Here is a 26,320-nt window from a genome sequence, read left to right on the forward strand (position 1 = left end):
CAACTATCGCTTAAGCTGGTATTCTTGTAAGTCTTTTTCACAAAAGTGTTAACGTGCTACAATTGAAATTGATATATGTCAACAAAGCGTAGTTTTGTTGGGTGGTAGATTCGGCTCACACTGTTATATTGCTGTTAATAGGGTTAGGATATGCGCCGCTTTTGTCACCTTTGGGGCTGTAGGGAGTAACACCCCGACCAAGCTAGTGATGTTGTTGACGTTGATGGAAAGTGCATCAAGAACGCGTTTACGTACTTTAGTCATGTGATGAACGGGATGACGAGTAATTAGTCAATAAAAATCCTAATATAACAAAGACTTCTGTACTTCCTATTTCTATTTGTTGGCAATTTTAGGTAGCAAACATGCAGACCCCGCACATTCTGATCGTAGAAGACGAGATCGTTACTCGTAACACCCTGAAGAGCATTTTCGAGGCGGAAGGCTATGTTGTTCATGAGGCTAATGATGGCGCAGAAATGCACCACATTCTGTCTGAGAATGATATCAACTTAGTTATCATGGACATCAATCTGCCGGGCAAAAATGGCCTGTTGCTAGCACGAGAACTTCGTGAACAAGCAAGTGTTGCCCTAATGTTCCTGACTGGTCGTGATAACGAAGTCGATAAAATACTTGGCTTGGAAATTGGTGCTGATGATTACATCACCAAACCTTTCAATCCGCGCGAATTAACTATTCGGGCACGTAACCTGCTGTCACGCACCATGAATTTGGGTAGCGTAGGTGAAGAACGTCGTCTGGTTGAGAGCTATAAATTCAATGGTTGGGAGCTGGATATCAATAGCCGCTCACTGATCAGCCCTGCTGGCGAGCATTATAAACTGCCACGCAGTGAATTCCGTGCCATGCTGCACTTCTGTGAAAACCCGGGCAAAATTCAATCCCGCGGTGAATTACTGAAGAAAATGACTGGCCGTGAGCTGAAACCGCATGACCGTACTGTTGACGTCACTATCCGTCGTATTCGTAAGCATTTCGAATCTACACCGGACACACCTGAAATCATCGCCACTATCCACGGTGAAGGTTATCGTTTCTGTGGTGACCTGGAAGAGTAAGCCTCTGCCAGCCGTCTACAATAAAAAAGCCAGCTGCAAATGCTGGCTTTTTACTTTTCTACTGTTCACGCCATGGCATAATCGGCACTGCGCTTAACGCGTTTTTCGGTGAACCGTCGACAATCCTATCGGAGTAAGTGAGATAAACTAAAGCATTACGTTTTGGGTCATAGAAACGAACCACCTGTAGCTTTTTAAAGACCAATGATGTCCGCTTTTGGAAAACCACTGAGCCGTCAGATTTTCTATTCTTAATTTTCTCGCTTAACTCAATTGGCCCGACTTGCTGACAAGAAATTGCGGCATCAGACGTATCCTCTGCCAGCCCCAATCCCCCTTTGATACCCCCCGTTTTTGCCCGGCTGATATAACAAGTTACATTTTTAACATCAGGGTCATCGAAGGCTTCAACCACGATTTTATGGTCTGGCCCCAGTAACTTAAACACCGTATCAACGGAGCCAATTTCCTCCGCATGGGCGGTTATTGCCCCGAAAGAAAGCACGCAACCAAGGAATATCCAATTTTTTTTCATACACTTACTCCATGACGTTGAATAACGTTATTCAACGTTAAATATTTTAACGAATAATAAAACATTCGTTAAAAAGCCATTTTTTAAATCTTCGATACTTTTTTAACACACAATGCCAGTAAATTCTTAAGCAGTCGGAAACATAAAAAGTTGCTACTATGCGCCAGAGCTATTCTTTTGAAATTACTAATACCCTAAATTTAGGCCGCTTTACGAGGAAGATCTATGGATCAAGCCAGTATCATTCGTGATTTGCTTAGCTGGCTAGAAAGTCATTTAGACCAGCCTTTAGCATTGGACAATGTCGCTGCCAAAGCCGGCTATTCAAAATGGCATTTACAGCGAATGTTCAAGGATGTCACCGGGAATGCTATCGGTGCTTATATCCGTGCCAGAAGGCTGTCTAAAGCCGCTGTTGCATTACGATTAACCAGCCGACCTATTCTGGATATTGCTTTGCAATATCGCTTTGACTCACAGCAAACTTTTACCCGAGCCTTTAAGAAACAGTTTGCGCAAACACCTGCGCTATACCGCCGGGCGGAAGATTGGCATTCAGCGGGGATATGTCCGCCTATCCGGTTGGGGGAATATACCTTACCTCAGCCTGAGTTCATTACCTTACCTGAGCAACATCTGGTGGGGTTGACGCAAAGTTATTCCTGTACGCTTGAGCAAATATCGACTCATCGTACTGAATTACGGACTCATTTCTGGCAACAATATCTTGGTGGTGCCGATCAAGTGCCGCCGGTGCTCTATGGCTTACATCATTCCCGGCCAAATCAGGAAAAGGATGATGAGCAAGAAATTTTCTACACTACAGCCATCGAACCACAACATGTACCGAGCAATGTGCAGGAAGGACAACCCGTTATCTTACAGGGTGGCGAATATGTGCAGTTCAGTTATGACGGACCATCGGAAGGGTTGCAGAATTTTATTCTGACCCTCTACGGCACCTGCTTGCCGCAATTAGAGTTGACCCGTAGACGTGGGTACGATATTGAACGGTTCTTCCCTCAGGGGCGGCCGAAAGAGGGGCCTCCGGCCACACTGAAGTGCGAATATCTCATTCCAATCAGGCGTTAACGCTGTAGTTCGTCAAGTGCTGGCATATCCAAGTGGGCGGTATCGCCAGCACTTTCAATGACCCATCCAGACGCCAACCACGGGCTTTCCTGATAATCGACACGTGATAGTGAACAGTTGCGCAAACGCAATCGCCGTTCAGCGTAAGCGGGTAATCCAAGCAACGTACTCAGTAAGCACCCCAACGCCATACCATGGCTCACCAACAGCGGCTTGCTGCCAGCAGGAAGCTCTAAACAGCTATCCAGTGCTGCACGCATCCTCCCCCCAAGTTCTGTCATCGACTCCCCTTGAGGAATTCGCCCCCCTTCGGTGCCGTTGACCATCTGCTTGCGCCATTGTTCTTCTTCTGGCGTTAGGCTTTCAATCGGACGCGTTTCCAGCACCCCCATATTCAGCTCGCGCAGACGCGGGTCCGTCACTATTTTCAACCCACAAGCATCAGCAATGATTTTTGCCGTTTGCTGGGTACGCCCTAGGTCGCTGGTGATAATATGGGTGATGCCTTGGCTGCGAACTCGTTGCGCAACCAAGTGCGCCTGACGTAGACCCGTATCGGTCAGTGGGCTGTCTGATTGGCCCTGAATCTGGCGCGATGCGTTCCATACGGTTTCGCCGTGGCGCACGAGATATACCTGTAGCATGTCATTTTTCCGTTATACTGCGTGAAATATACGCCAAACCTATTAAATCTATTCTGAGACTTATTATGTACCATGTTGTTGCCGCAACTACCAACCCTGCAAAGATTAAGGCTATTAGCCTCGCGTTTGATGATGTTTATGGCCCCGGCAACTATCACATTGAAGGTGTTAATGTTGATAGCGGTGTTCCCCTGCAACCGATAGGCAGCACCGAGACACGCTCAGGTGCCAGACAGCGAGTGAGCAATGCACGTCAGTTACGCCCTGAGGCTGATTTTTGGGTCGGAGTTGAAGCCGGCATTGAAGATAATATGACCTTTGCATGGATGGTAATTGAACACTTACAGCTGCGAGGAGAATCGCGCTCTGCCAGCTTGATGTTGCCCGAGAGTATATTGCAAGGAATTCGCCAAGGCCGTGAGCTGGGCGACGAAATGGCAGATTTAACGGGGATATCGAATGTAAAACATCAGGGCGGTGCGATTGGTATTTTTACCGATGGCAAACTGACCCGTACCAGTGTCTATCATCAGGCACTGCTGCTGGCACTGGTGCCGTTTCATAATGAAATTTACCAGCGCCCGAAACAGTAAGAGCGGCTTATTTTGTGTCTGTCAATAACTGCGCCTCTAGCCAGCTTTTCAACTCTGGAGGGGCAGCTTTCAGGCTATTTGAACCACGGGTGATGGTTGCAATACCCGCACCCAATTGATTTTTCAGTTCACGCTGGCTCAACTCCCCACGCATTAACTCTTCAATAATACGCACTCGGGTTCCCAACGCTGTACGCTCATCTGGCGTCAGCATCAGTTGTAACAGGGGCAGATGGAGGTCTTGCGCAATGGCGTCTTGCAGCAGCGCAACGAAAGTCAGCCAGTGCTGATTATCTTCAGTCGACAGATTTGGATCCGTCAATCGTAGTTTTGTCATGATATGCAGCCATACTATTTAACTAGTACAGCAGCATACCATAACCTCACTTATACCCAAAGTCCTTGACGCCACAGCCAGGCGCCGATAAGCAATGATTCGGGTAAGTGCGCGCCGCTAGCCCCCCGGTGTCTTCAAGGACGAAGGGGAATTAATAGCGCCGCTGCCACTCAGCATCACTCAACACCTTCGCTGGGCGATTCATAAAGTGGCGATAAAAGGCATCATAGGCCAATACGTTTTTTACGTAGCCACGGGTTTCGGAGAAAGGAATGCTTTCAATAAAGGCCACGGCATCCACCTGCCCGCCACTATTACCTAACCATGTATTGACTCGCGATGGACCGGCATTATAGGCCGCACTGGATAAAATACGATTACGGCCAAATTGCTGATACACCTCTTCCAAGTAGCTGGTGCCAATTTCAATGTTGGTGATGGGGTCAAGCAACTGGCTGCTGTTGACGTAACCAGAGATGTTATTCAACTTGACCGTATGCTCCGCAGTTCGCGGCATCACCTGCATCAGACCTGACGCCCCGACCGGTGATTGTGCTTTCGGATTCCAGGCACTTTCCTGACGCGCAATCGCCATAGCATAACTTGGCGTTATTCCTTTACCTTCCGTCGCCCGACGGAATTCTTTCGGCCATGCCAGAGGGAAGCGCTCTTCCAGATGGTCCCATAATTTAGCCACGATAGTCGCCTGAACACTCAAGTCCGCCCACTTTTGGTTAAACGCGTAACGCGCTAAGGCTTCCTGTTCCGGCTTGCTGCGGCTGGCAACCAGATAGCTCCATTCGCTGCGGGCCAGATTATCCATATTCCAATACATTAACTCACGCACTCGGGCGATTTCTGGCCGCTGTGCCAGCGAAGCATCGGGCTTGGTGGCAACCTCAACATTAATGGGATAAGGAACCCCCAGTTTTTGGGCAGCAACCATCGGATAAAAACCGCGCTCCTGCATCAGGCTACGTAAAATAGCCTCGCCCTCCGCTTTCTTACCTTGCTCTAACAACAACGAAGCCCGCCAGTAGCGCCATTCATCTTTATTTTGCGCTTCTGCAGGTAGGCGAGCCATCCAAGTGGCTAACCCTTGGCGATCCCCACTGCCCAAAGACATGCGAATACGACGTTCCAGTAATGGGGTTGAATGGCTGCGTAAAGTGACCTGATCCCGCCATTTAGCCTGATCGTAAGTCGCATCATTGCCCATCAATCGCCAAGCCACCGCTTCTTCCAACTCCAGCTTCTCGCTGTCACTCATTTTTTGTAACCGCGCCAACGTCGGTATCATTGCCCGCGCATTTTCCACGTCCTGACGCGCCAATCGTGTAAAGGCAATAATGGTGGCTGAACGCGTGAAATCTGTCGGCCCGACTGTACGAGCAAAACTTTCGACACTGGCTGGATCACTTTGCAATTTCGCCAGTGCGGTACCCATGGTCTGATAATCAGCAGGCAATTGTTTGAGTAAATAACTCACCAGACTGGCATTGCCCTCTTTTAGGGCCAGCTTCATACGCGCCAGTGTCGCCAAAGGAGTTTGGTGCCCGGCTTGCTGCCAAACACTGAATAATTTATCGCAGCTACTGGGTAGCGCCTGACCGTTAAGCCAGATCTCGCTGGCACCATCCCAAGCCGCTTGCTGCTCGCCTGTGGCCCATTTGGCATAGTAATAGTTACAGCGGGCCGCAGCCGGTTTTGGAGCTTGCGGACTGAATGCCAATAACCCGCGCCAATCTTCACGACGCGCTAGCTCATTCACAAACCGGGATGACAGCGAGCTTGCAGGAGGTAATGTGGGATTACGACTCAGAAAATCGTTCACTTGCGCCGCACTGACCTGACTTAAATCTTGTGTTAGCTGGCGGTATTCCAGATACGGGTACAGTGGATAGTCACGTAGCGTCGGCATCAACTGCGCCACGGTATCCATCTGATTGCTGTCCCAAGCCTGTTTAACTTGTTGATAGCGTTGCCGTTGGGCATCAATAGAGTCTGCGGATGCAACTCCTGAAGTCGTCACCAGACACACGCCAATCGCCAGATATCGCCACTTATACATACTCACTGTTTCCTCACTGGTTGTTGGCTACTGCATTTCACTTACCGCAACTTCTGATTAGCATAGTCATAATTAGTTCCGGCAGCAGGACATACTAACTAAGAGTTTCACCGGATAGCCAGCGATTACACGTACAAATAGATAGGGAAACTTAATCTTTTCGGGCTATAGATTAAATTGAGGGAATTTAAGGAAGATAACCGACAAGATAGTTCAGTGTTTAATGGCTTATTATTCACTATGTTAGCCATTATTTACGACTAAATGTTCTGACTTTATTATCTCAGATCAAGACACTATTTTGATAAAAATCTACTATCCTTGCTTAATATAACTATGTTGTTGTAAATATATCATTCAGAATCATTTTTTTTGTCTTTTAATAAAAATCAAATAATGAAGGAGCAGGCTCTTTTCATGGAAGAAAGAAGATTATTCTCTCTGCCCCGTATCGGTGAAATAGTCCGATGATTTTAGATGAAATGGATAGATAGATTTCAGATTTATTAATTTTTAAGAAGGTTCTTTCAATGCAAAACTCATCAAACCATACATCCGGAGCGAAACCCCCAGAGGGAAAGGCCTGGTATCAGCTAACTGCGGAAGAATCTTTGCAGCATTTAAATAGCCGCGAAGAAGGTTTAACTCAACAAGAAGCAGAAGAACGTCTTAAACAGTACGGTCCTAATGCGCTTCCCGCCAAAAAAAGTAAGCATCCTTTACTTCAGTTTTTAGCGCATTTTAATGACGTCCTGATTTACATTTTATTGGCTGCGGCGTTAGTCAAAGGTCTAATGGGTCACTCTGTTGATACTATTATTATCCTTTGTGTGGCTGTCATTAATGCATTAATTGGTTATGTTCAAGAAAATAAGGCTGAGAAATCGCTGAAAAGCATTCAAAACATGCTTTCCAGTAAAGCTGTCGTTATTCGTAATGGCAGCGCGCAAACCATTGACGCACAAAATTTAGTACCGGGTGATATCGTTACCTTGAAACCTGGAGACAAAATCCCTGCCGATTTACGGCTACTTGAAGCGCACAACCTCCAAATTGAAGAAGCTATTCTGACCGGTGAATCCACCGTCGTTGAGAAGCAAATCGATGTCATTGAAAATGAGTCTGTCATTGGTGATCGCAAAAACCTGCTGTTCTCTGGTACCACCATCAGTGCGGGTACGGCGAAAGGCTTGGTGATTGCCAGTGGCGGTGACACTGAGCTGGGTCATATCAACCAGATGATGTCGACAGTCGAATCAACCCGCACCCCTCTGCTACAACAGATGGACCGGTTGGGTAAAGCTATCTTCATTCTGATTCTGGTTATGATGGCTTTCTTGTTCGTCTTCGCCTTTATCTTGCGCGACCTACCTGTCAATGAACTGTTATTGGCCTTGATAAGCTTGGCAGTAGCATCCGTTCCTGAAGGGCTACCGGCCATTATTTCGATTATTCTGTCCTTGGGTGTGCAAGCGATGGCGCGTAACCGCGCGATTATTCGCAAGCTACCAACGGTAGAAACTTTAGGTGCTATGACCGTCGTCTGTTCCGATAAAACCGGTACTCTGACGATGAATGAAATGACGGTGAAAGCCGTGATTCTGGCCGAGCATTGCTACCGCGTAGAAGGCGAAAGCTATGAGCCAGTTGGCAATATTTACCCTGAGGGCAGCGATCAGCAAGCCACTCTTGAAGGGCCGTTAAAAACATTTATCACCGCGGTGAATCTATGTAATGACAGCCAGATTCAAAAAAATGACCAAGGCCACTGGACCATTACCGGTGGGCCAACTGAAGGCGCACTGAAAGTGTTGGCAGCTAAATCCGGCATTGAGCTGGGTCAGGTGACACAACACGGTAAAATTCCATTCGATTCAGCTTATAAATACATGGCCACCAGCCATCAAGTTCAGTCCGAAAACAGTATTTTCCTGACGGGTGCTCCTGATGTGCTGTTTACCTTCTGCCAGCAAGAACTGACGGATAAAGGTGTTGCACCATTCCGTCGTGATTACTGGGAAGCCGAAATGGCGCGCTATGCCAAGCAAGGCTTGCGTATGGTTGCCGCTGCCTACCGCCCAATAGAACAAGCCATTAGCGAGCTAGGCCACAGCGATATTCAGCAAGGAATGGTGTTTGTCGGTATTGCCGGCATGATGGACCCACCACGCCCTGAAGCTATCGATGCCATTGCCACCTGCCAGCAGGCCGGTATTCGCGTGAAGATGATAACCGGCGACCATCAGGAAACGGCGATGGCGATTGGTGCCATGCTGGGGATAGGGAATGGGAAAGACTCCATTACTGGTGGTCAGTTGGAGCATATGGATGATAAGGAACTGGCTGAAGCGGCCGTTCGTTATGATATTTTTGCCCGTACCAGCCCGGAACATAAACTGCGTCTGGTAAAAGCCCTACAAGAGAAAGGTGAAATCGTTGGGATGACCGGCGATGGTGTAAACGATGCACCAGCGCTGAAACAGGCTGATGTGGGTATCGCCATGGGTATCAAGGGTACCGAAGTCACCAAAGAAGCGGCCGATATGGTGCTTTCAGATGATAACTTCGCCACCATTGCCAGCGCGGTTGAAGAAGGCCGTCGTGTTTACGATAACCTGAAGAAAACCATCCTGTTTGTGTTACCGACCAACTTGGCGCAAGGGTTATTAATTATCTTTGCAATATTGGTGGGTGCTGTTATCCCATTGACACCATTGCAAATCCTCTGGATAAACATGGCGACCTCCACCACACTTTCCTTCGGTTTAGCCTTTGAACCGGCAGAAAGAGGCATCATGCGCCGCAATCCACGTGACCCATCAAAACACGTGCTAGACGGCCATGCCATCTGGCGTATTGCGTTTGTAGGTACATTGATTGCTTGTAGTGCATTCGCCCTAGAAGCCTATATGGAACCTCGCGGTTACAGCACCGAGTTTATCCGTACCGTGTTGATGCAAACACTGGTGACCGCGCAGTGGATTTATATGTTTAACTGCCGCGTCATGGACAGATTCCCATTGAACAAAGAAGTCTTTGTGAACAAAGGGCTTTGGTTAGTCTCTGGTGTATTGATCCTATTGCAGTTAGCCATTATCTATCTACCGTTTATGAATACCGCTTTCGGTACTGAGCCATTACCGGCTTATTACTGGGGTGTGACATTGCTAGTTTCTATCGCGATCTTCCTGATCGTTGAGGTTGAAAAATGGGTTATCGGGCGCTTTAAACGCGCATAGAAGCCCAGCCTGATATTCATCAGTCACCACCGAAAAAGCCCGGCAAAACCGCCGGGCTTTTTTTATCGTCAATCTTTTGGGTATTACTCTTAAGATAAATCCTAACATGCCGATAATACGGCTATTATTCCGCCAATTAAATCTTATAATAGCATCGCGGCAATTTATTCTTCGACCGTAGCAATGAACACGTGAGCCTCATCGCCCTACAGGAAGCGCAAAAATGAACACCTCACCTTGCGCAATTAATGGCGTCAGCAATGATAAGCGCAATTATTCGTCCAAACTGATTATGCCACGGCGTATCGGGAGGGCCTGTGTCTGCGGTTTCTTACTTCTCACACTGTTATTCGCCTCTGTGCCTTTAATGGCAGCCAATAATGTCAGTGAAACGCTCGTTCATACCCGTAGTGATGCCGCCACCAAAATGGTGCTAGGGATTATCAGTTATTCTCGCTGGCCTATGCCGCTACCGGTCACTCGCTTATGTGTTGTTGCTCCAACAAATTATGCCGAAGAGCTGTTTAATCCCGCATTAATGCAAACTGATCATCCCATTAAAACACAGCGCTATTCACTGCCCAATGACTCAATAGCGACCAACTGTGATGTCGTTTATTTGGGGCTTATTGGAGAGCAACAACGCCAGGAGCTGGCAAGCCAACTCTCTGGGCATCCGGTTCTTACCATCAGTGAAAATTATGACGAATGCACCTTGGGCAGTGCATTTTGTTTGCTACTGGAAGACAAGCAAGCCTCTTTCAAAGTCAATATGGATGCATTAGCACGCGGTGGGGTCAGAGTTCATCCCAACGTGTTGCAACTTGCCCGTAAAAAGGCTGACGCATTATGAGTTCAATAAAAAATAAATCTGCGAGTCAGATAAAAAATCAAACAAATACGACCAAGCTCCCCACACTGGGCCGTGTATTGGGCAAAATACATTTAACGGTAGCTATTGTGTCGGTGGCGACGGCAGGTATTTTCCTGACCTTAGCGGCGTTATTTGCATTACGAGTTTATGCTGACCATAACCTACATTTAATTGCTCGCTCCATCAGTTATACCACTGAAGCTGCAGTTGTTTTTGGCGATACCGTGGTGGCTAACGAAGCGTTGTCCCTGATTGCGGCAAACGAAGAGATTGCGCAGGCCAAGATTTTAGATACCAATGGCCGGGAAGTCGCTAGTTGGACGCTGCCTGACGATGGCCCGATACACTATATGGAGCAGAGTGTTGCTCGCTGGGCACTGCCTGAACCTGTGGTACTGCCAATGGTTCATGCGGGTAATGAAATCGGCAGAATAGTGATTGTCGGCCATGGTGGCAGCTTGCTGCGTTTTCTGCTGCAAGGATTAGCCGGGCTACTTATCTGCTTGATTCTCAGCTCGGCGGTGGCGCTATTTCTGTCGCGTCGCATGCTTTTTGGCATTATTGGCTCGCTCAATCGAATCACTGAAGTGGCCCATAATGTCAGCCGTAACCGTAGCTTTGGTCAACGTGTGCCTTCGGCGCAAATTGCCGAGCTAAATGAATTAAGTAATGACTTCAATGGATTATTGGAAGAACTTGAAGTTTGGCAGCGGCACTTAACGCAAGAAAATGACTCACTGGCACACCGAGCTGCCCATGATAGCCTCACCGGTTTGGCCAATCGCGCGTTCTTTGAAGGCCGTTTAACGCGAACACTTAAAGATTGCAAAACCAACGAACACGCCGCCGTTTTATTCCTTGATGGTGATCGCTTTAAAGAGATTAATGACAACTATGGTCATGCCGCGGGTGATGTCGTGCTCACAACCATCGCCGACCGTATTCGTGCTTTATTGCGTGAGTCCGATTTAGTGGCTCGCTTAGGCGGCGATGAGTTCGCGGTATTATTGGCACCGATTCATGATACTCACGATGTTCTCACCATCGCCGAGGACATTATAGAGAGTATGACTCACCCCATAATATTGGCCGACGGGAGTGAAATTACGACCTCACTCAGTATTGGTATTGCTATCTATCCTGACCATGCGCAAACACCGGAAGAGTTATTACAACGAGCAGATGAAGCCATGTATCAGGCAAAGAAAGGTTTCCGCCCTTCTGAACGAGGTATCGTGCAACTGGCGGGCTTGACTCACACAGAACGTTCTCCAACAGAAATCTTAGGGTAGGTGACATGCTGGGTTTAAATAGTCGTCGTCAGAGAAATCCCATTTGGATTGGTTTTTTTGCACTTTTTCTGCTGGTATTAGCCGGTTGTCAGACCAAACCACAGGGGCTGACGCCAGAGCAAGTTGCTGCATTACAGGAGCAAGGCTTTAAATTAACGGATAATGGTTGGGAATTTGGATTAGCCAATAAAGTTTTATTCGACAGTGACGTCAAGAAATTGAATTCATCCGGCGTACAAACTGTTCAGAACATTGGCCAAGCATTGCACAGTGTCGGTATCAATCATTTACGGGTAGATGGGCACACTGATGCCACTGGCCAAGACAGTTATAATCAGAAACTCTCCTACGAGCGAGCCGCAACAGTCGCTGATTCACTGGCAACCATCGGTATTCCAAGGGCAAATATTGATGTGCGTGGCAGGGGGAAATTGGAACCGGTAGCTGATAATCGAACCGCAAAAGGCCGGGCAGAGAACCGCCGCGTGGCAATGATAGTCACCGCGCCGTAAGCTTTTACTCGAAAGATGACGGGTATAGTAAAACGGGCTACACTCCGCACCAGACATCCAATAAAAACTGATATATAGAGAGGCAGACGCAACGTGGCTCAATACGTCTATTCCATGCATCGCGTCGGCAAAGTAGTTCCGCCGAAACGACATATTTTGAAAAACATCTCCTTGAGTTTCTTCCCTGGGGCCAAAATTGGTGTGCTGGGCCTGAACGGCTCAGGTAAATCGACTCTTTTGCGCATCATGGCGGGCATTGATACCGATATTGAAGGTGAAGCGCGCCCACAACCGGGGATCAAAATTGGTTACCTGCCACAGGAACCAAAACTGAACCTTGAACAAACTGTACGCGAATCGGTTGAAGAGGCGGTTGGCGAAGTTAAACGCGCCCTGACTCGGTTGGATGAGGTTTACGCGCTGTATGCCGATCCAGATGCAGATTTCGATAAACTGGCGAAAGAGCAAGGTGAACTGGAAGCGATTATCCAATCCCATGACGGCCACAATCTGGATAACCAGTTAGAACGTGCTGCGGATGCTTTGCGCCTGCCACCTTGGGATGCAAAAATTGCCAACTTATCCGGTGGTGAGCGCCGTCGTGTTGCTATCTGCCGCCTATTGCTAGAAAAACCTGACATGCTGCTGCTGGATGAGCCAACCAACCACTTGGATGCTGAATCCGTGGCTTGGCTGGAGCGCTTCCTGCATGATTACGAAGGCACTGTTGTCGCCATCACCCATGACCGTTACTTCCTTGATAACGTGGCGGGTTGGATTCTGGAACTTGACCGTGGTGAAGGTATTCCATGGGAAGGTAACTACTCCTCATGGCTGGAACAGAAAGATGCTCGTCTGGCGCTGGAAGCCTCTTCCGAAGCGGCCCGTCGCAAATCTATCGAGAAAGAGCTGGAGTGGGTTCGTCAGAATCCAAAAGGCCGTCAGGCGAAAGGCAAAGCTCGTCTGGCCCGTTTTGAAGAACTTAACAGCGTTGAATATCAAAAGCGTAACGAAACCAGTGAGTTGTTCATTCCGCCTGGCCCACGTTTAGGCGACAAAGTGCTAGAAGTTGAGCATCTGTGCAAGTCTTATGGTGACCGCGTACTGATTGACGACCTGACTTTCTCACTGCCAAAGGGTGCTATCGTCGGGATTATCGGGCCGAATGGTGCGGGTAAATCAACCCTGTTCCGCATGTTGTCTGGTCAGGAACAACCTGATTCCGGCACGATTTCACTGGGCGACACTGTGCTGTTGGCATCGGTTGATCAGTTCCGTGACAACATGGATGACAGCAAAACCGTTTGGGAAGAAGTTTCCGGCGGTCAGGACATCATGAAGATCGGCAACTTTGAAATTCCAAGTCGCGCTTATGTTGGCCGCTTTAACTTTAAAGGGATCGATCAGGGCAAGCGAGTCGGCGAGCTGTCTGGCGGTGAACGCGGTCGTATCCATCTGGCCAAATTGCTACAAGTTGGCGGCAATATGTTGCTGCTCGATGAACCGACCAATGATCTGGATATTGAAACTCTGCGCGCACTGGAAAACGCCTTACTGGAATTCCCGGGCTGCGCCATGGTTATTTCCCATGACCGTTGGTTCCTCGACCGCATAGCTACCCACATCATCGACTATCAAGATGAAGGCAAAGTGGCGTTCTTCGAAGGTAACTTTACTGAATACGAAGAGTGGAAAAAACGCACTCTGGGCGCTGAAGCGCTGGAGCCACACCGTATTAAGTATAAGAAAATGACCAAGTAATGAGTTTCCGGTGAAAACCGGAAAAAGATGACCGAGTTATATCAGAGGCCTGCGATTGCAGGCCTTTTTCAATGGGAAAAAACCGCCTATTAATACGATGGCGAGCCGAATTCCTGCCGCGATAACCTCTCCCATTAAGCCGTCCGTCACCAGAATTCTATTCTGTGATCATCATCATTGTTACCCACTGAATTTTGCCAGCTTTCCTTGTCTTAAGGCAGTCAGCCGAAGGTGACAAGACTGCACACTATTTAGACTCCTTCGTCATCAGCGGTTTGTGCGCCCTTCCCGTTCCGCGCCTCCCCGCACCATCACAACGAAGGATAATAAGATGAACAATGCGATTATATTGGGGATAATTTGGCATCTGGTGGGCGCTGCTAGTGCGGCGTGTTTTTACGCGCCGTTTAAACAAGTAAAAAAATGGTCATGGGAAACCATGTGGTCAGTGGGTGGCCTCGTCTCTTGGCTCATCCTGCCATGGACAGTTAGCTATTTATTATTACCTGACTTTTGGCAATATTACGGTTCTTTCAGCATCGCCACCTTACTGCCGGTATTCCTGTTCGGGGCTATGTGGGGGATTGGTAATATCAACTACGGCCTGACGATGCGCTACCTTGGAATGTCGATGGGGATTGGGATTGCCATCGGTATCACACTGATTATCGGCACATTAATGACACCGATTCTACAAGGGCGTTTTGATGTGCTATTCGGTACCGCAGGCGGACGTATGACCTTACTAGGGGTGCTTGTGGCTCTAATAGGTGTTGCCATCGTTAGTTATGCTGGGCTACTGAAAGAGCGGGCTATGGGGATTCAGGCAGAAGAGTTCAACCTGAAAAAAGGGCTAATACTGGCTGTAATGTGCGGTATCTTCTCTGCTGGCATGTCATTTGCCATGGATGCCGCCAAACCTATGCATGAAGCGGCCAGTGCGTTAGGCATCAATCCACTCTATGTCGCACTACCTAGCTACGTCATCATTATGGGGGGTGGGGCGCTCATTAATTTGAGTTATTGTTTTATCCGCCTAGCGACACTCAAAAACCTGTCAGTCAAAGCTGATTTCTCGATTGCCAAACCACTGCTGATCACCAACATTTTGTTCTCAGCATTAGCCGGGTTGATGTGGTATCTGCAATTCTTCTTCTATGCTTGGGGCCACGCCAAGATCCCACAACAATATGATTATATGAGCTGGATGCTACACATGAGCTTCTATGTCCTGTGTGGGGGCATTGTTGGTCTGCTACTTAAAGAGTGGAAATGCTCCACCAGAAAACCGGTGACCGTACTATGTATTGGTTGTCTGGTGATTATTCTGGCAGCCAATATCGTTGGCTTGGGCATGGCGGCTTAATATCCATAATTAAACGTTATTATATGGACGGGCAGAGTTGAAAAACCTGCCCGTTATCTTATGGATAGGCGTTGCGAAGGAGGGGGCTAGACAAGAGCACTGTGGTTATCACTGCCATTTTTAGCCAACGATACAGGGGAGCGAACAAAACGTTGACGATAATCTCGTGGTGTCATACCGGCCTCACGGGTAAAAACGACAGAGAAGTAATTACTGTCATCAAATCCACAGCGAGCGGCAATATCACTGATACGATGCTCACTACACCGCAAGAGAGACTTGGCATGGCACAACCGAATTTGACGAAGATAATGGTTAATACTCATCCCTGTTTGCTGGCGAAAAAGCTGCTTTAGCGAACGCTCAACCAATTTATTTTTATTACAAAAATCAGTCATGTCAAAATGAGTCCCCAAACTTTGCTGCAACGCTGACATAATTAAATCAAGTTGCTCACCATCTGGTAATAAGTGAGCTTGTTCAGCCCGATAGCGATGACGTTTCAGTACGATGGCAAGTTGCAGCAACAATGCCTCAGTCAATTGTATTGACCAAGAATCTGTCTTGCGCGACTCCTGCGCCAACTGCTGAATGATAGGCCTCGCCTGCGCCATTCCTTGTGTTGTTAACCGCCAATATCCCTGATTCTGTTCATGCCCAAAAGGTGGCAGTAACTTATGCCATTGCGCATTCAGACGAAGCCGCTCTGGACAATAAATAATATTATCTAATACCAAGTCATGTACGGATTCGTAGCTATGATGATCTTCTGCCTGGATATAGAAAACATCTCCGCAGGTAATGCGGTAAGGATGGTCGTTCAGGATATGTAAACCATTCCCCCGCCAGACAATCACAATTTCGCAAAATTGATGGGTGTGCTCTGCGAAGACTTCCTGCGGATATCGGTTGGTTACCGCCACCGGCATCTGTTCCGATGGTAAATAATCCCGGCTTTCTAACAGCAGTGGTGTCCGCATGCATACAGCCTTATTGTTATAGATTAATTAATGAGCAGAACATTATCTTGAAACTGCCAATTTTTACCGTGATACCATTCACGCCCTTATCGGTTAGCATAGAAAGGTGCTAAAGCTGACTGCGTAAATCACGAGGAGATTGTGAAAACTCCCGCTTAAATAAGGTTGAGAAGTGATTGCTGTCACCGAAACCACATTGATAGGCAATATCAGTAACACTGCTGTCGCTGTAACATAGCTGATGGCGAGCTTGTAGCAAGCGCAACCGAGTAAGATAGCGTTGAGGTGTCATTCCAGTCTGATTCTTTAGCTGGCGGTGTAGCGTTCGCAGTGGCAATGCAAAGCGGTCGGCTAATTCTGGCCACTCAATTACCTCGCTATAGTTGTTCTGCAACCAATCCAATAGTTGGCATAACCGCCCTTCCTGATCATCTCCTACTTGTGCCCGGCATCCCTGCCACAGTTTCACCAATAACTGCATAAAAACACTCTCATGCAGAGCAATATCTTCCGCCAAATCACTTTGTGGTGCGTGTTCAAGACAAGCAATCAAACATTTTACCTGCTGCAAAATCTGTCCATTTATTCGCCAATGAGAGGGGTAAACGCCCTCACTCTCTTGGGGCAGAAAATGACCAACGCCGGATAAAAAACGAAAAGCATCAGGAGCACGAAACAGCACGTTGGTGAGGAATAAGCCCTCCGTTGATTCAAACAAATGGCGATCATGGTCACGAACAAAACAGACACAACCACTGCTTAATGTATAAGGATTACCATTAAAAACATGTACGCCAGCCCCTTCTTCGACAATAACGATTTCATAAAAATCATGATGATGCTCAGGAAATGCAGGTTGTGGTGCACGAGCTTCAATAGCTACTGGTGATGAGCTGGAAGAGAAAAAATCAATACTGTGCAATACAGTCATCTTTTGCCCTCTTTCGACAGGCACGGCGAAATCGCCCTGCTTCATCTCTCGATAGTAAAAGCAGCAGTGGTGAATAAACCTTCAATTTTTGACACTAAAAGCCACTTTAGCGGCGGTTTTTTTTAGATAGGCGCGGCAATGTTGAAAAATATGCGCAAGGTCACAGGTGGGGGATGGTATGCATAAATACGAAACTGTGAGCTGTTTCACTTTCACTTTTGTCATTCTGCCAGATAGCCATAGTGGTTGGCAGTGATGAGAAGGTCGTAGATCAGGCAAATTTCTACACTGTTGGGCATCGAGAAACAACAGGCCGCTTATCATGCCCACACAATCCACATGTTCATCATCAACAGCCACATCACCAAACGCCTCACGGCACATGGTCGCGATTGACCTTGGAGCCTCTAGTGGGCGTGTGATGCTGGCAAGTTATTATCCAGATCAACAAGAGCTGACATTGCGGGAAGTCTGCCGCTTTACTAATCAGATTAAATCCATTGATGGCTCAGATGTCTGGGATATTGATGCCATTGAACAATCTATCCGTCAGGGTTTAAATCAACTCGACAGCGAAGGGATAGCGCTGGACAGCATCGGTATTGATAGCTGGGGTGTGGATTTCGTATTGCTAGATAAGCAAGGCCAGCGTGTCGGGCAGCCAGTTTCTTATCGTGATAGCCGCACTCAGGGTGTCATGGAACAGGCACAACAGACACTGAGCAGCAAGGCGATTTATCGCCGCACCGGTATTCAATTCTTGCCATTTAATACTCTGTATCAATTACGGGCATTCAGTGAGCAGCAACCCCATCTGCTTGCCGATGTCGCTCATCTCCTACTGATCCCAGACTACTTGCATTATCGCCTTACCGGCCAACTTAACTGGGAATATACCAATGCCAGCACGACCCAATTACTCAACATTGACACCGATGACTGGGATAGCGACTTACTGACTTATGCGGGCGTGCCGGCCCATTGGTTTGGCAAGCCCAGCAAACCCGGTAGAACTATCGGCTACTGGCACAGTCCCCGCGGCCAACGAGTTCCGGTCATTGCTGTTGCCACCCACGATACAGCCAGTGCGGTTCTTGCCGCCCCCCTGATTGATGCTGATGCTGCCTATCTTAGTTCCGGAACTTGGTCACTGATGGGTTTTGAAAGTGCAACGCCACTCACTCACCATCAAGCGCAATGCAGCAATATCACCAACGAAGGTGGTGCGGAAGGTCGCTATCGGGTACTCAAAAATATTATGGGTCTGTGGTTACTGCAACGCGCAACGGACGAATTACAGATTGACGATTTACCGCAATTGATTGAGCAAGCAGCGCGACAACCCGCCTGTCGCTCGCTGATCAACCCCAATGATAGTCGATTTATCAATCCGCCTAATATGTGCCGCGAGATCCAAGATGCTTGTCGGGAACATGGGTTTTCAGTCCCCCTCACAGCCGCTCAACTGGCCCGCTGCATTTTTGATAGCCTCGCCATGCTATACCGGCAAGTGGCGCAAGAGTTGGCAGAACTACGCGGACGCCCTATCAGCCATTTACATATTGTCGGTGGCGGATGCCAAAACCAATTTCTCAATCAACTCTGCGCCGATGCCTGCGGTTTGAATGTCAGCATGGGGCCAGTTGAGGCTTCAACACTCGGTAATATTGGTAGCCAATTAATCTCATTGGGCGAAGTGGCTGATGTCACTCATTACCGCCGCATCGTGGCGAATAACTTCCCTCTGCATCATTTATCCCCTCACGACAACGCTGACTTTGCCGCCCATTGGTTGCAATTCCAGTCACTGAGTCAATTACCTAAGGAACTTTGCATATGACGAACTCTATTGAACAGGCCTGGGATCTGGCTAAACAGCGATTTGCCGCTGTCGGCGTTGATGTCGATGCCGCACTGACCCGTCTTGATACGTTGCCAGTTTCCATGCACTGCTGGCAAGGCGATGATGTCACCGGCTTTGAAAACCCAGAAGGCGCATTGACCGGGGGGATTCAGGCCACCGGCAACTACCCCGGGAAAGCGCGCAATGCGACCGAACTACGCTCTGACCTTGAATTGGCACTAACATTCATTCCCGGTCCTAAGCGACTCAATTTACACGCCATCTATCTGGAGTCTGATACCCCGGTAGCGCGCAATAAAATCGAACCACGCCACTTTAGCCGCTGGGTTGAATGGGCTAAAAAACATCATTTAGGGCTGGATTTTAACCCCTCTTGCTTCTCCCACCCATTGAGTGCCGACGGTTTTACCCTGTCGCATCCAGACCCGGAAATCCGTCAGTTCTGGATTGAACACTGTCAGGCTAGCCGCCGGGTTTCTGCCTATTTTGGTGAACAATTAAGCACACCATCCGTCATGAACATTTGGATCCCCGATGGCATGAAAGACACCCCCATTGATCGACTAGCCCCCCGTCAGCGCCTGCTATCAGCACTGGATGAGGTCATCAGTGAAAAATTAAGCCCAGAGCACCATATTGATGCCGTTGAGAGCAAATTGTTCGGTATTGGTGCTGAGAGCTATACCGTCGGTTCCAACGAATTTTATATGGGTTATGCCGCCAGCCGCCAAACGGCACTGTGCCTAGATGCCGGTCACTTCCACCCTACTGAAGTGATTTCCGACAAAATATCCAGCGCCATGCTGTATGTCCCGCGCCTGCTGCTGCATGTCAGCCGACCGGTTCGTTGGGACAGTGACCACGTGGTCTTGCTCGATGATGAAACACAGGCCATCGCCAGTGAAATCATCCGCCACAACCTGTTTGATCGCGTTCATATCGGTCTGGATTTCTTCGATGCCTCTATCAACCGCATCGCCGCATGGGTCATTGGAACCCGTAACATGAAAAAAGCCTTGCTGCGCGCCTTATTGGAACCTACCGACATGCTGCGCCAACTGGAATTACGCGGTGATTACACCGCTCGGTTGGCACTACTGGAAGAGCAAAAATCTCTGCCATGGCAAGCCATTTGGGAAGGTTACTGCCAGCGTAATGACGTGCCAGTCGATGCTCGCTGGCTTGATGCCGTCCGTGAATACGAACAACAGATTCTCAGCCAACGTTAAGGACTCATGATGATGCAATCAATTCTATCTTCCTGGTTTATTGAAGGAATGATTAAAGCCACCAGCGATATGTGGCGCAAAGGGTGGGACGAACGTAACGGTGGCAATATCAGCTTGCGGTTGCTGGCTGAAGAGGTTGAACCTTATCGTCGCGATTTTTATCCTCAGCCGCGTCACGTAGAGCTGACGCAACCCGCGCCCGAACTGGCAAATAGCTGGTTCCTTGTCACTGGTTCTGGCAAGTTTTTCCGCAATGTGGAATTGAATCCGGCTGAAAATCTGGTGTTGCTGCAAGTCAGTAATGATGGCATGGCTTATCACATTCACTGGGGGCTAACTCAGGGAGGGCTGCCCACCTCTGAGCTGGCGGCCCATTTCCAATCTCATATTGTGCGGATGCAAGTCAGCGGCGGGAGTAATCGCGTCATTATGCATTGTCATGCCACCAATCTGATTGCTCTGAGTTATGTACAAAAACTCGAGAACGCCAGTTTCACCCGCCTGTTATGGGAAGGCAGTACCGAATGTCTGGTGGTCTTCCCTGATGGAATTGGCATTGTGCCATGGATGGTGCCGGGTACTGATGGGATTGGCACTCAGACGGCGGAACAAATGCGCGAACACAGTCTGGTGCTTTGGCCTTTCCATGGCATTTTCGGCAGTGGGCCTACGCTGGATGACGCCTTTGGTTTGATTGATACCGCCGAGAAATCGGCCGAAATCATGGTGAAGGTTCTGTCGATGGGCGGCAAGAAACAGACTATTTCACGCGAGCAACTGATTGCGCTAGCGGCACGTTTTGATGTCACGCCGTTGGCTGCTGCACTGGACGCCTAATCCCTCAGCCCAAGCCCCGACCAACATCGGGGCCATCATCATCTATGCATTATTTGAGGAGTACAGTATGAGTTTCATGTTGGCACTGCCGAAAATCAGCTTGCACGGCACCGGTGCAATCGGCGATATGGTTAACTTACTCAGCGACAAACGGTGGGGGAAAGCACTGATTGTGACTGATGGGCAATTGGTCGAGCTGGAATTGTTGGACAGCTTATTTATTGCGATGGAGCAGCACCAGTTACCTTATGCGCTGTTTGCTGAGGTATTTCCTAATCCTACCGAAGAGTTAGTACAGACGGGTTTTACTGCCTTCACGCAGCATCAATGTGACTATCTGATAGCCTTCGGTGGTGGCAGCCCCATTGATACCGCTAAAGCGATTAAGATACTGACGGCCAATCCGGGGCCATCTACAGCTTATTCTGGCGTGGGTAAGGTCAAACAAACCGGTGTTCCGCTAATCGCCATCAACACCACAGCAGGGACTGCAGCAGAATTGACCAGTAATGCCGTTATTATTGATAGTCAGCGGCAAGTAAAGGAAGTGATTATCGACACCAATATCATCCCCGACATTGCGGTGGACGACCCTTCGGTGATGCTCAATATTCCTGCCAGCGTCACTGCCGCAACCGGAATGGATGCCCTCACCCATGCAATCGAAGCGTATGTCTCGCTAGGTGCACATACGCTAACTGACCATTCAGCACTCGAATCAATCCGCCTAATTAGCCAGTGGCTGCCATTAGCTGTGGAGGATGGCAAGAATCTGCATGCTCGCGAAATGATGGCCTGTGGGCAATATTTGGCTGGCATGGCGTTTAACAGCGCGGGGTTAGGTTTGGTGCACGCACTCGCTCATCAGCCCGGGGCCACACATAACCTTCCTCATGGTGTATGTAACGCTATCTTACTGCCAGTAGTTGAAGAATATAATCGCCCACAAGCCGTCAGCCGTTTTGCTCGCATTGCGCAGGCCATGGGCGTAAACACTCAAGAAATGAGTGATGAGCAAGCCAGCCATCAGGCGATAGCGGCTATTCGTGAATTGTCGCTGCAAGTCGGTATTCCTCATGGATTCTCCGCCTTAGGTATTGAGGAAAGTGATATTGAAGGCTGGTTAGATAAGGCACTGGCCGACCCTTGCGCGCCTTGCAATCCGCGTCCGGCGAGTCGTGAGCAAGTCAGAACCCTGTACTTACAGGCACTTTGAGTGGAGATAACTTCATGATACGCAAAGCGTTTGTTATGCAAGTCAATCCAGATTCTCATGCTGAATATCAGCGTAGACACTCACCTATTTGGCCGGAACTAGCAGCGGTACTGAAAGCACATGGCGCTCACCACTACTCAATTTTCCTCGATGAAGCACGCAATTTACTGTTTGGTTTTGTCGAAATTGAATCGGAAGAGCGCTGGGATGCCGTAGCACAAACCGCGGTGTGCCAACGCTGGTGGCAACATATGGCCGATGTTATGCCAAGTCACCCGGATAACAGCCCGGTGAGCCAGCCCCTGCGCGAAGTGTTTTATTTGGAATGAAGGTTGTAATCTGAAATAGCGAACAAAGTGGAGCCGGTAGCCCCGTACTCCACTTCTCTTACGACATGTCCAGCCCCTGCACATAATCCTCAAACACTGGATGCCCAATCACCACATCGATAAAACAGCTCAATGCGGGTGAGTTCAACTTACGGCTTGGGTAGACCAGATACAGCTCATTCCCCTCGGCTTGCCACTGCGGCAACACTTCAATTAATTGCTTATTAGCCACCACTTCACGGCTTAAGAAGGCGGGAAGTAGCGTAATACCGCCATCGTTCAGTGCACATTCTCGGGCATATAACAGATTATCAGTCACATGCAGCGCAGGTACCTGCCAGCGATAAAACTCATCATCGCGACGCAAAATCAACGCCTGCCAAGCACGGTGGGCAATACAGCGATGAGCATCCAATTGGCGCGGGTGGATCAGTGGCGGGTGTTGTGCCAAATAAGCAGGAGAGGCCAACAGATAGCGCGGGGCATATCCCAGCCGCCGGCCAATCAGTGACGAATCCTGTGGTTTACCGGTTCGCAGTGCTACATCAAAACCATCTTCAACCAAATCCACCATGGTATCTGAGACTAAAACTTCCAGCAGAACATCAGGATATTGCTGCTGAAAATCTGTTGCCAGCCGGGCGAGTAATGTGGCACCCAACCCTGCCGGTGTGGAAACACGCAAACGCCCACTGGGATTATCCTTCAGCCGTTGCAGTGCCAAATCAGCCCGCTCAGCGGCTTGTAGCATCTCCTGACAATGCACCAGATAGCGCTCACCGGCAAAAGTCAGGTTCAATTGCCGGGTGGTTCTGTTGAGCAACCGAATCCCCAGATTTTGCTCCAACTGGCTAATGCGCTGGCTGACGCTAGATTTAGGTAAACCAGCCATATCAGCCGCACGAGTGAAGCTGCCACACTCTGCGACTTTGGCGAACAGCGCCATATCTTGAAGTTGCTTAAACATGATTAGGCTTCTTAAGCATGATTGTTTATCTCAGGCGAACACTGCGTTAGTGATTGTCCATCTTATCACCATCACCAGAGTGGTCTAGACTCAGTTGATACGCTAAACAGGAGCAGGAATACCATCATGTCCATTAAAGCCATTGCCGTAAACCCACAACAACCCGCTGATTTTATTGAAATCACTTTGGATTCACCCACACCTGGCCCCTTTGATTTACTAGTCGATGTTAAAGCCGCTTCCATCAATCCAGTGGATACCAAAGTACACGGCGGTCTGAAGAAAAATGGCCTACAACAACCGCGTATTCTGGGCTGGGATGCCGCAGGTGTGGTCATCAGTGTCGGTGAGAAAGTGACCGATTTTCGTGCCGGCGATGAGGTTTGGTATGCCGGTGATATCACCCGCCCCGGTAGTAATGCCACTCAACAGTTGGTTGATGCGCGTATTGCTGCTCACAAGCCAAGTTCACTCAATTGGGCGCAAGCCGCGGCCCTACCACTCACCGCTATCACTGCGTGGGAAGCACTGTTTGAACATCTGAAAATTCAGCAGGCCAGTGCAGGTAAAAGTTTGCTTATCATTGGCGGTGCCGGTGGTGTGGGATCACTGGCGATCCCTCTAGCTGCATTACGTAGTTCGGTAAAAGTGATTGCGACTGCATCACGCCCAGAATCAGCGGCTTGGTGTCGTGAACGCGGTGCAGATTTAGTCGTGGATTATCGTGAGTTAAAAACACAGTTGCAGAAAGAAGGTATCAATAAAGTCGATTATATTCTTTGTTTGAATGATACCGACGGTCACTGGCCCGCCATCAGCGAACTGATCGCCCCTCTGGGACAAATCTGTACCATTGTGGAGAACGAAAAACCACTGGATCAGAATCAGTTGAAACTGAAAAGCGCAGCTCTGCATTGGGAATTTATGTTCACTCGCAGCATGTTCTCTACACCGGATATCGCCCAGCAAGGGGAGATTTTAAAACAAGTCAGTCAGTTAGTTGATGAAGGGAAACTGCAAAGCACGCTAAGTGAAACATTGCATGGTCTGACGGTCGAGAATTTGAAAGCGGCCCACGACCTAGTGGCGGGTGGGCATATGCGCGGTAAGGTCGTGATGAGTTACTCATCAAAAGGGCTATTTTAGCCGCTATTTGATATTTGGGCAGTGCTCGAAATCCTCACGCATTCTGTGTGCGCTCTGGATTCTGCACACTGTCCGCATGCAAGCGGCCAGGACTATTCCGCCCTTGAATGCAAAATTCACATCAATCTTCTTGCTGTATTTCACTTAATACTGATGGGCGAGCTAGCCTTTGCAAATCGGCAGCCAGTAATTGCTGAACCAGTTCGACACAGCGCAGGAAGCGCTCGTCGTAATCCGCCGACTCAACATGGACGTACTCAATATTATTGCTGCGCAGCATCTGTTCCAGTAGTTTCTGGAAAGATTTGCGGTCACGATCACTGCCGAGGCTGCGTAAACCATCAGCGACCCACGGCGTGTTGTTCTCCAACAAAATCACCAAGTCAAAACGGTATTCATCAATCAGCGCCTGCACAAACGGGTGTTCGCGCCCTTCATATTTCTTACAAAATGCCTGAGTGGTGACAAAATCAGTATCAATAAAAGCCACTTTATTGGCGTATTTAACCGCAAAATCAACATATTGCGCCTGACCCAATGCAATCTTGTCATAATCAGAATATTGCAGTGCCATCTCATCGCCCCCCAGATGAGAGAAAACATAATCACGGCCATATTCCCACGCACTGGTGGTATTGAAAATATTGGCTAACTTATTGACTAACGTGGATTTTCCGCTGGACTCCCCCCCCAATATTGCTACAGTACGCACAAAGAAAGGCTTCACTTCGGTGGGGATATAATCCCAGTAGCGGAAAGGATCACGGCGGATCTGGCGGCCACTGATATTCATAAATGAACGTTGCGGGTCGATCAGAATGGTTTCGATACCAAATTGTTCATGGTAATGCGGTGCATCCTGACTTTCGCTGGAATAAATAAAGCTGGGGACAATCCCCTTTTCCGCCATGAAGTTTTTGACGCCATGGCTCCAGACATCCCAACCATGGGGATACGGCTCAATCCCATGTTCATCAAATGAATGAATATGAATATTTTTCTGATATTTAAAGGTTTGCAGTAGCCAGCGCAAGCGGTCACTGACCGTTGGTTGCTGCGACATAGAACTATTTTCAAACAGCTCACGGTCGCGAGGCTCATCGAAACAAAGAATGATATGCAGCTCATCAACCTGACTACAAGCACGTTGAATGAGATAGATATGCCCGGTATGCAATGGGTAAAATTTACCAAACACCACGCCGACTTTTTTCTCGCGACGCGGAAATTCCAGCTCAAGGTAGCGGTGCAGAGCCTCTAGCTTTTGTGCGCTGGGGCTTTTGATTTTGTCATTGAGTAACTGACTTAAGTAACCTTTGGTCATGCCACTGGCATCGGCCACCTGCTGTAAAGTACAACCCTTTTGCTTAATCGCTGTTTTAAGATAGTCGAACTGCAGCATACCGCCTCCTTGTTTAGCACA

General features: G+C 48.6%; 23 protein-coding genes and 2 pseudogenes. 15 read left to right on the forward strand and 10 right to left on the reverse strand.

The window, feature by feature from the left end; translation table 11 throughout:
* Positions 1 to 123: 123 nt before the first annotated feature.
* Positions 124 to 264 (reverse strand): YjjY family protein, encoded by a 141-nt coding sequence (gene yjjY / locus HUZ92_RS20860; protein ID WP_004706054.1) that lies wholly within the window; start codon positions 262 to 264, stop codon positions 124 to 126.
* Between the two features lie 101 nt (positions 265 to 365).
* Between yjjY and arcA the strand changes: the two genes are divergently transcribed.
* Positions 366 to 1,082 carry a two-component system response regulator ArcA gene (arcA, locus tag HUZ92_RS06330; RefSeq protein WP_004706052.1) on the forward strand — a complete coding sequence of 239 codons (717 nt, stop codon included), beginning with the start codon at positions 366 to 368 and terminating at the stop codon, positions 1,080 to 1,082.
* Between the two features lie 58 nt (positions 1,083 to 1,140).
* On the opposite strand, the gene creA is transcribed toward arcA, so the two are convergent.
* Positions 1,141 to 1,617, reverse strand: coding sequence for a protein CreA (gene creA, locus HUZ92_RS06335; protein WP_050100111.1), 477 nt, complete (start codon positions 1,615 to 1,617; stop codon positions 1,141 to 1,143).
* A gap of 225 nt (positions 1,618 to 1,842) precedes the next feature.
* Here creA and robA point away from each other — a divergent pair, with 225 nt between their 5' ends.
* Positions 1,843 to 2,709, forward strand: coding sequence for an MDR efflux pump AcrAB transcriptional activator RobA (gene robA / locus HUZ92_RS06340; protein ID WP_050100110.1), 867 nt, complete (start codon positions 1,843 to 1,845; stop codon positions 2,707 to 2,709).
* Here the strand turns inward: robA and gpmB are convergent.
* Positions 2,706 to 3,353, reverse strand: a complete 648-nt coding sequence (gene gpmB, locus HUZ92_RS06345) for a 2,3-diphosphoglycerate-dependent phosphoglycerate mutase GpmB (protein ID WP_050100107.1) — start codon at positions 3,351 to 3,353, stop codon at positions 2,706 to 2,708. The genes robA and gpmB overlap by 4 nt on opposite strands.
* Before the next feature lie 65 nt (positions 3,354 to 3,418).
* Here gpmB and yjjX point away from each other — a divergent pair, with 65 nt between their 5' ends.
* Positions 3,419 to 3,946 (forward strand): inosine/xanthosine triphosphatase, encoded by a 528-nt coding sequence (yjjX, locus tag HUZ92_RS06350; RefSeq protein WP_145525006.1) that lies wholly within the window; start codon positions 3,419 to 3,421, stop codon positions 3,944 to 3,946.
* 7 nt (positions 3,947 to 3,953) lie between these two features.
* Here yjjX and trpR read toward each other — a convergent pair.
* Together trpR and sltY are read right to left on the reverse strand one after the other, a co-directional pair.
* A pseudogene (gene trpR / locus HUZ92_RS06355) lies at positions 3,954 to 4,262 on the reverse strand (trp operon repressor); the annotation flags it as partial.
* 172 nt (positions 4,263 to 4,434) lie between these two features.
* Positions 4,435 to 6,354: a murein transglycosylase gene (gene sltY / locus HUZ92_RS06360; RefSeq protein ID WP_050100101.1), complete on the reverse strand. Its 1,920-nt coding sequence runs from the start codon at positions 6,352 to 6,354 to the stop codon at positions 4,435 to 4,437.
* A 530-nt stretch (positions 6,355 to 6,884) separates the two neighbouring features.
* Here sltY and HUZ92_RS06365 point away from each other — a divergent pair.
* The 6 genes from HUZ92_RS06365 to rhaT all read left to right on the forward strand — a co-directional run bounded on the left by HUZ92_RS06365 (position 6,885) and on the right by rhaT (position 15,398).
* Complete coding sequence (locus HUZ92_RS06365) at positions 6,885 to 9,593, forward strand: cation-transporting P-type ATPase (RefSeq protein ID WP_145579643.1); 2,709 nt, start codon at positions 6,885 to 6,887, stop codon at positions 9,591 to 9,593.
* Positions 9,594 to 9,816: 223 nt separating this feature from the next.
* Positions 9,817 to 10,446, forward strand: a complete 630-nt coding sequence (locus HUZ92_RS06370) for a YfiR family protein (protein ID WP_050100099.1) — start codon at positions 9,817 to 9,819, stop codon at positions 10,444 to 10,446.
* Complete coding sequence (locus tag HUZ92_RS06375; protein WP_050100098.1) at positions 10,443 to 11,759, forward strand: diguanylate cyclase domain-containing protein; 1,317 nt, start codon at positions 10,443 to 10,445, stop codon at positions 11,757 to 11,759. Before HUZ92_RS06370 ends, HUZ92_RS06375 begins: the two co-directional genes overlap by 4 nt.
* 5 nt (positions 11,760 to 11,764) lie before the next feature.
* Complete coding sequence (locus HUZ92_RS06380; RefSeq protein ID WP_050140881.1) at positions 11,765 to 12,271, forward strand: OmpA family protein; 507 nt, start codon at positions 11,765 to 11,767, stop codon at positions 12,269 to 12,271.
* A gap of 93 nt (positions 12,272 to 12,364) precedes the next feature.
* Complete coding sequence (gene ettA, locus HUZ92_RS06385; RefSeq protein ID WP_050140882.1) at positions 12,365 to 14,032, forward strand: energy-dependent translational throttle protein EttA; 1,668 nt, start codon at positions 12,365 to 12,367, stop codon at positions 14,030 to 14,032.
* A 331-nt stretch (positions 14,033 to 14,363) separates the two neighbouring features.
* The gene (rhaT, locus tag HUZ92_RS06390; protein WP_050100092.1) at positions 14,364 to 15,398 is read left to right on the forward strand and encodes an L-rhamnose/proton symporter RhaT; all 1,035 of its coding nucleotides are present in this window, start codon (positions 14,364 to 14,366) and stop codon (positions 15,396 to 15,398) included.
* Positions 15,399 to 15,484: 86 nt separating this feature from the next.
* Here rhaT and rhaR read toward each other — a convergent pair whose 3' ends face one another.
* The 3 genes and pseudogenes from rhaR to HUZ92_RS06405 form a co-directional block, all read right to left on the reverse strand.
* Positions 15,485 to 16,378: an HTH-type transcriptional activator RhaR gene (rhaR, locus tag HUZ92_RS06395; RefSeq protein WP_050140883.1), complete on the reverse strand. Its 894-nt coding sequence runs from the start codon at positions 16,376 to 16,378 to the stop codon at positions 15,485 to 15,487.
* A gap of 109 nt (positions 16,379 to 16,487) precedes the next feature.
* Positions 16,488 to 17,309, reverse strand: a complete 822-nt coding sequence (gene rhaS, locus HUZ92_RS06400; protein WP_050140884.1) for an HTH-type transcriptional activator RhaS — start codon at positions 17,307 to 17,309, stop codon at positions 16,488 to 16,490.
* A gap of 221 nt (positions 17,310 to 17,530) precedes the next feature.
* Positions 17,531 to 17,693, reverse strand: a pseudogene (locus HUZ92_RS06405) (phosphoribosylaminoimidazole synthetase).
* On the opposite strand from HUZ92_RS06405, the gene rhaB reads away from it, so the two are divergent.
* From rhaB to rhaM, 5 genes are all read left to right on the forward strand, one after another.
* On the forward strand, positions 17,692 to 19,149 hold the full coding sequence (gene rhaB / locus HUZ92_RS06410) for a rhamnulokinase (protein ID WP_050100087.1): 1,458 nt from the start codon (positions 17,692 to 17,694) through the stop codon (positions 19,147 to 19,149). The pseudogene HUZ92_RS06405 and the gene rhaB overlap by 2 nt on opposite strands.
* On the forward strand, positions 19,146 to 20,402 hold the full coding sequence (locus HUZ92_RS06415) for an L-rhamnose isomerase (RefSeq protein ID WP_145579642.1): 1,257 nt from the start codon (positions 19,146 to 19,148) through the stop codon (positions 20,400 to 20,402). Before rhaB ends, HUZ92_RS06415 begins: the two co-directional genes overlap by 4 nt.
* A 12-nt stretch (positions 20,403 to 20,414) precedes the next feature.
* A complete protein-coding gene (rhaD, locus tag HUZ92_RS06420) occupies positions 20,415 to 21,239 on the forward strand; it encodes a rhamnulose-1-phosphate aldolase (protein ID WP_050100151.1) in 825 nt (274 codons plus the stop codon).
* Positions 21,240 to 21,306: 67 nt separating this feature from the next.
* A complete protein-coding gene (fucO, locus tag HUZ92_RS06425) occupies positions 21,307 to 22,455 on the forward strand; it encodes a lactaldehyde reductase (protein ID WP_145579652.1) in 1,149 nt (382 codons plus the stop codon).
* A 14-nt stretch (positions 22,456 to 22,469) separates the two neighbouring features.
* Entirely contained in the window at positions 22,470 to 22,784 is a 315-nt protein-coding gene (rhaM, locus tag HUZ92_RS06430; RefSeq protein WP_050100079.1) for an L-rhamnose mutarotase, read from the forward strand.
* A gap of 58 nt (positions 22,785 to 22,842) precedes the next feature.
* Here the strand turns inward: rhaM and HUZ92_RS06435 are convergent, their stop codons facing one another.
* On the reverse strand, positions 22,843 to 23,751 hold the full coding sequence (locus HUZ92_RS06435) for a LysR family transcriptional regulator (protein WP_050100078.1): 909 nt from the start codon (positions 23,749 to 23,751) through the stop codon (positions 22,843 to 22,845).
* Between the two features lie 126 nt (positions 23,752 to 23,877).
* Here HUZ92_RS06435 and HUZ92_RS06440 point away from each other — a divergent pair, with 126 nt between their 5' ends.
* Positions 23,878 to 24,897, forward strand: a complete 1,020-nt coding sequence (locus tag HUZ92_RS06440; RefSeq protein WP_050140888.1) for a zinc-binding alcohol dehydrogenase family protein — start codon at positions 23,878 to 23,880, stop codon at positions 24,895 to 24,897.
* A 121-nt stretch (positions 24,898 to 25,018) separates the two neighbouring features.
* Here HUZ92_RS06440 and nadR read toward each other — a convergent pair whose 3' ends face one another.
* Positions 25,019 to 26,299, reverse strand: coding sequence for a multifunctional transcriptional regulator/nicotinamide-nucleotide adenylyltransferase/ribosylnicotinamide kinase NadR (gene nadR, locus HUZ92_RS06445; protein WP_050100075.1), 1,281 nt, complete (start codon positions 26,297 to 26,299; stop codon positions 25,019 to 25,021).
* Positions 26,300 to 26,320: the final 21 nt, after the last annotated feature.

This window comes from Yersinia vastinensis (assembly GCF_902726565.1).
Lineage (GTDB): Bacteria > Pseudomonadota > Gammaproteobacteria > Enterobacterales > Enterobacteriaceae > Yersinia > Yersinia vastinensis.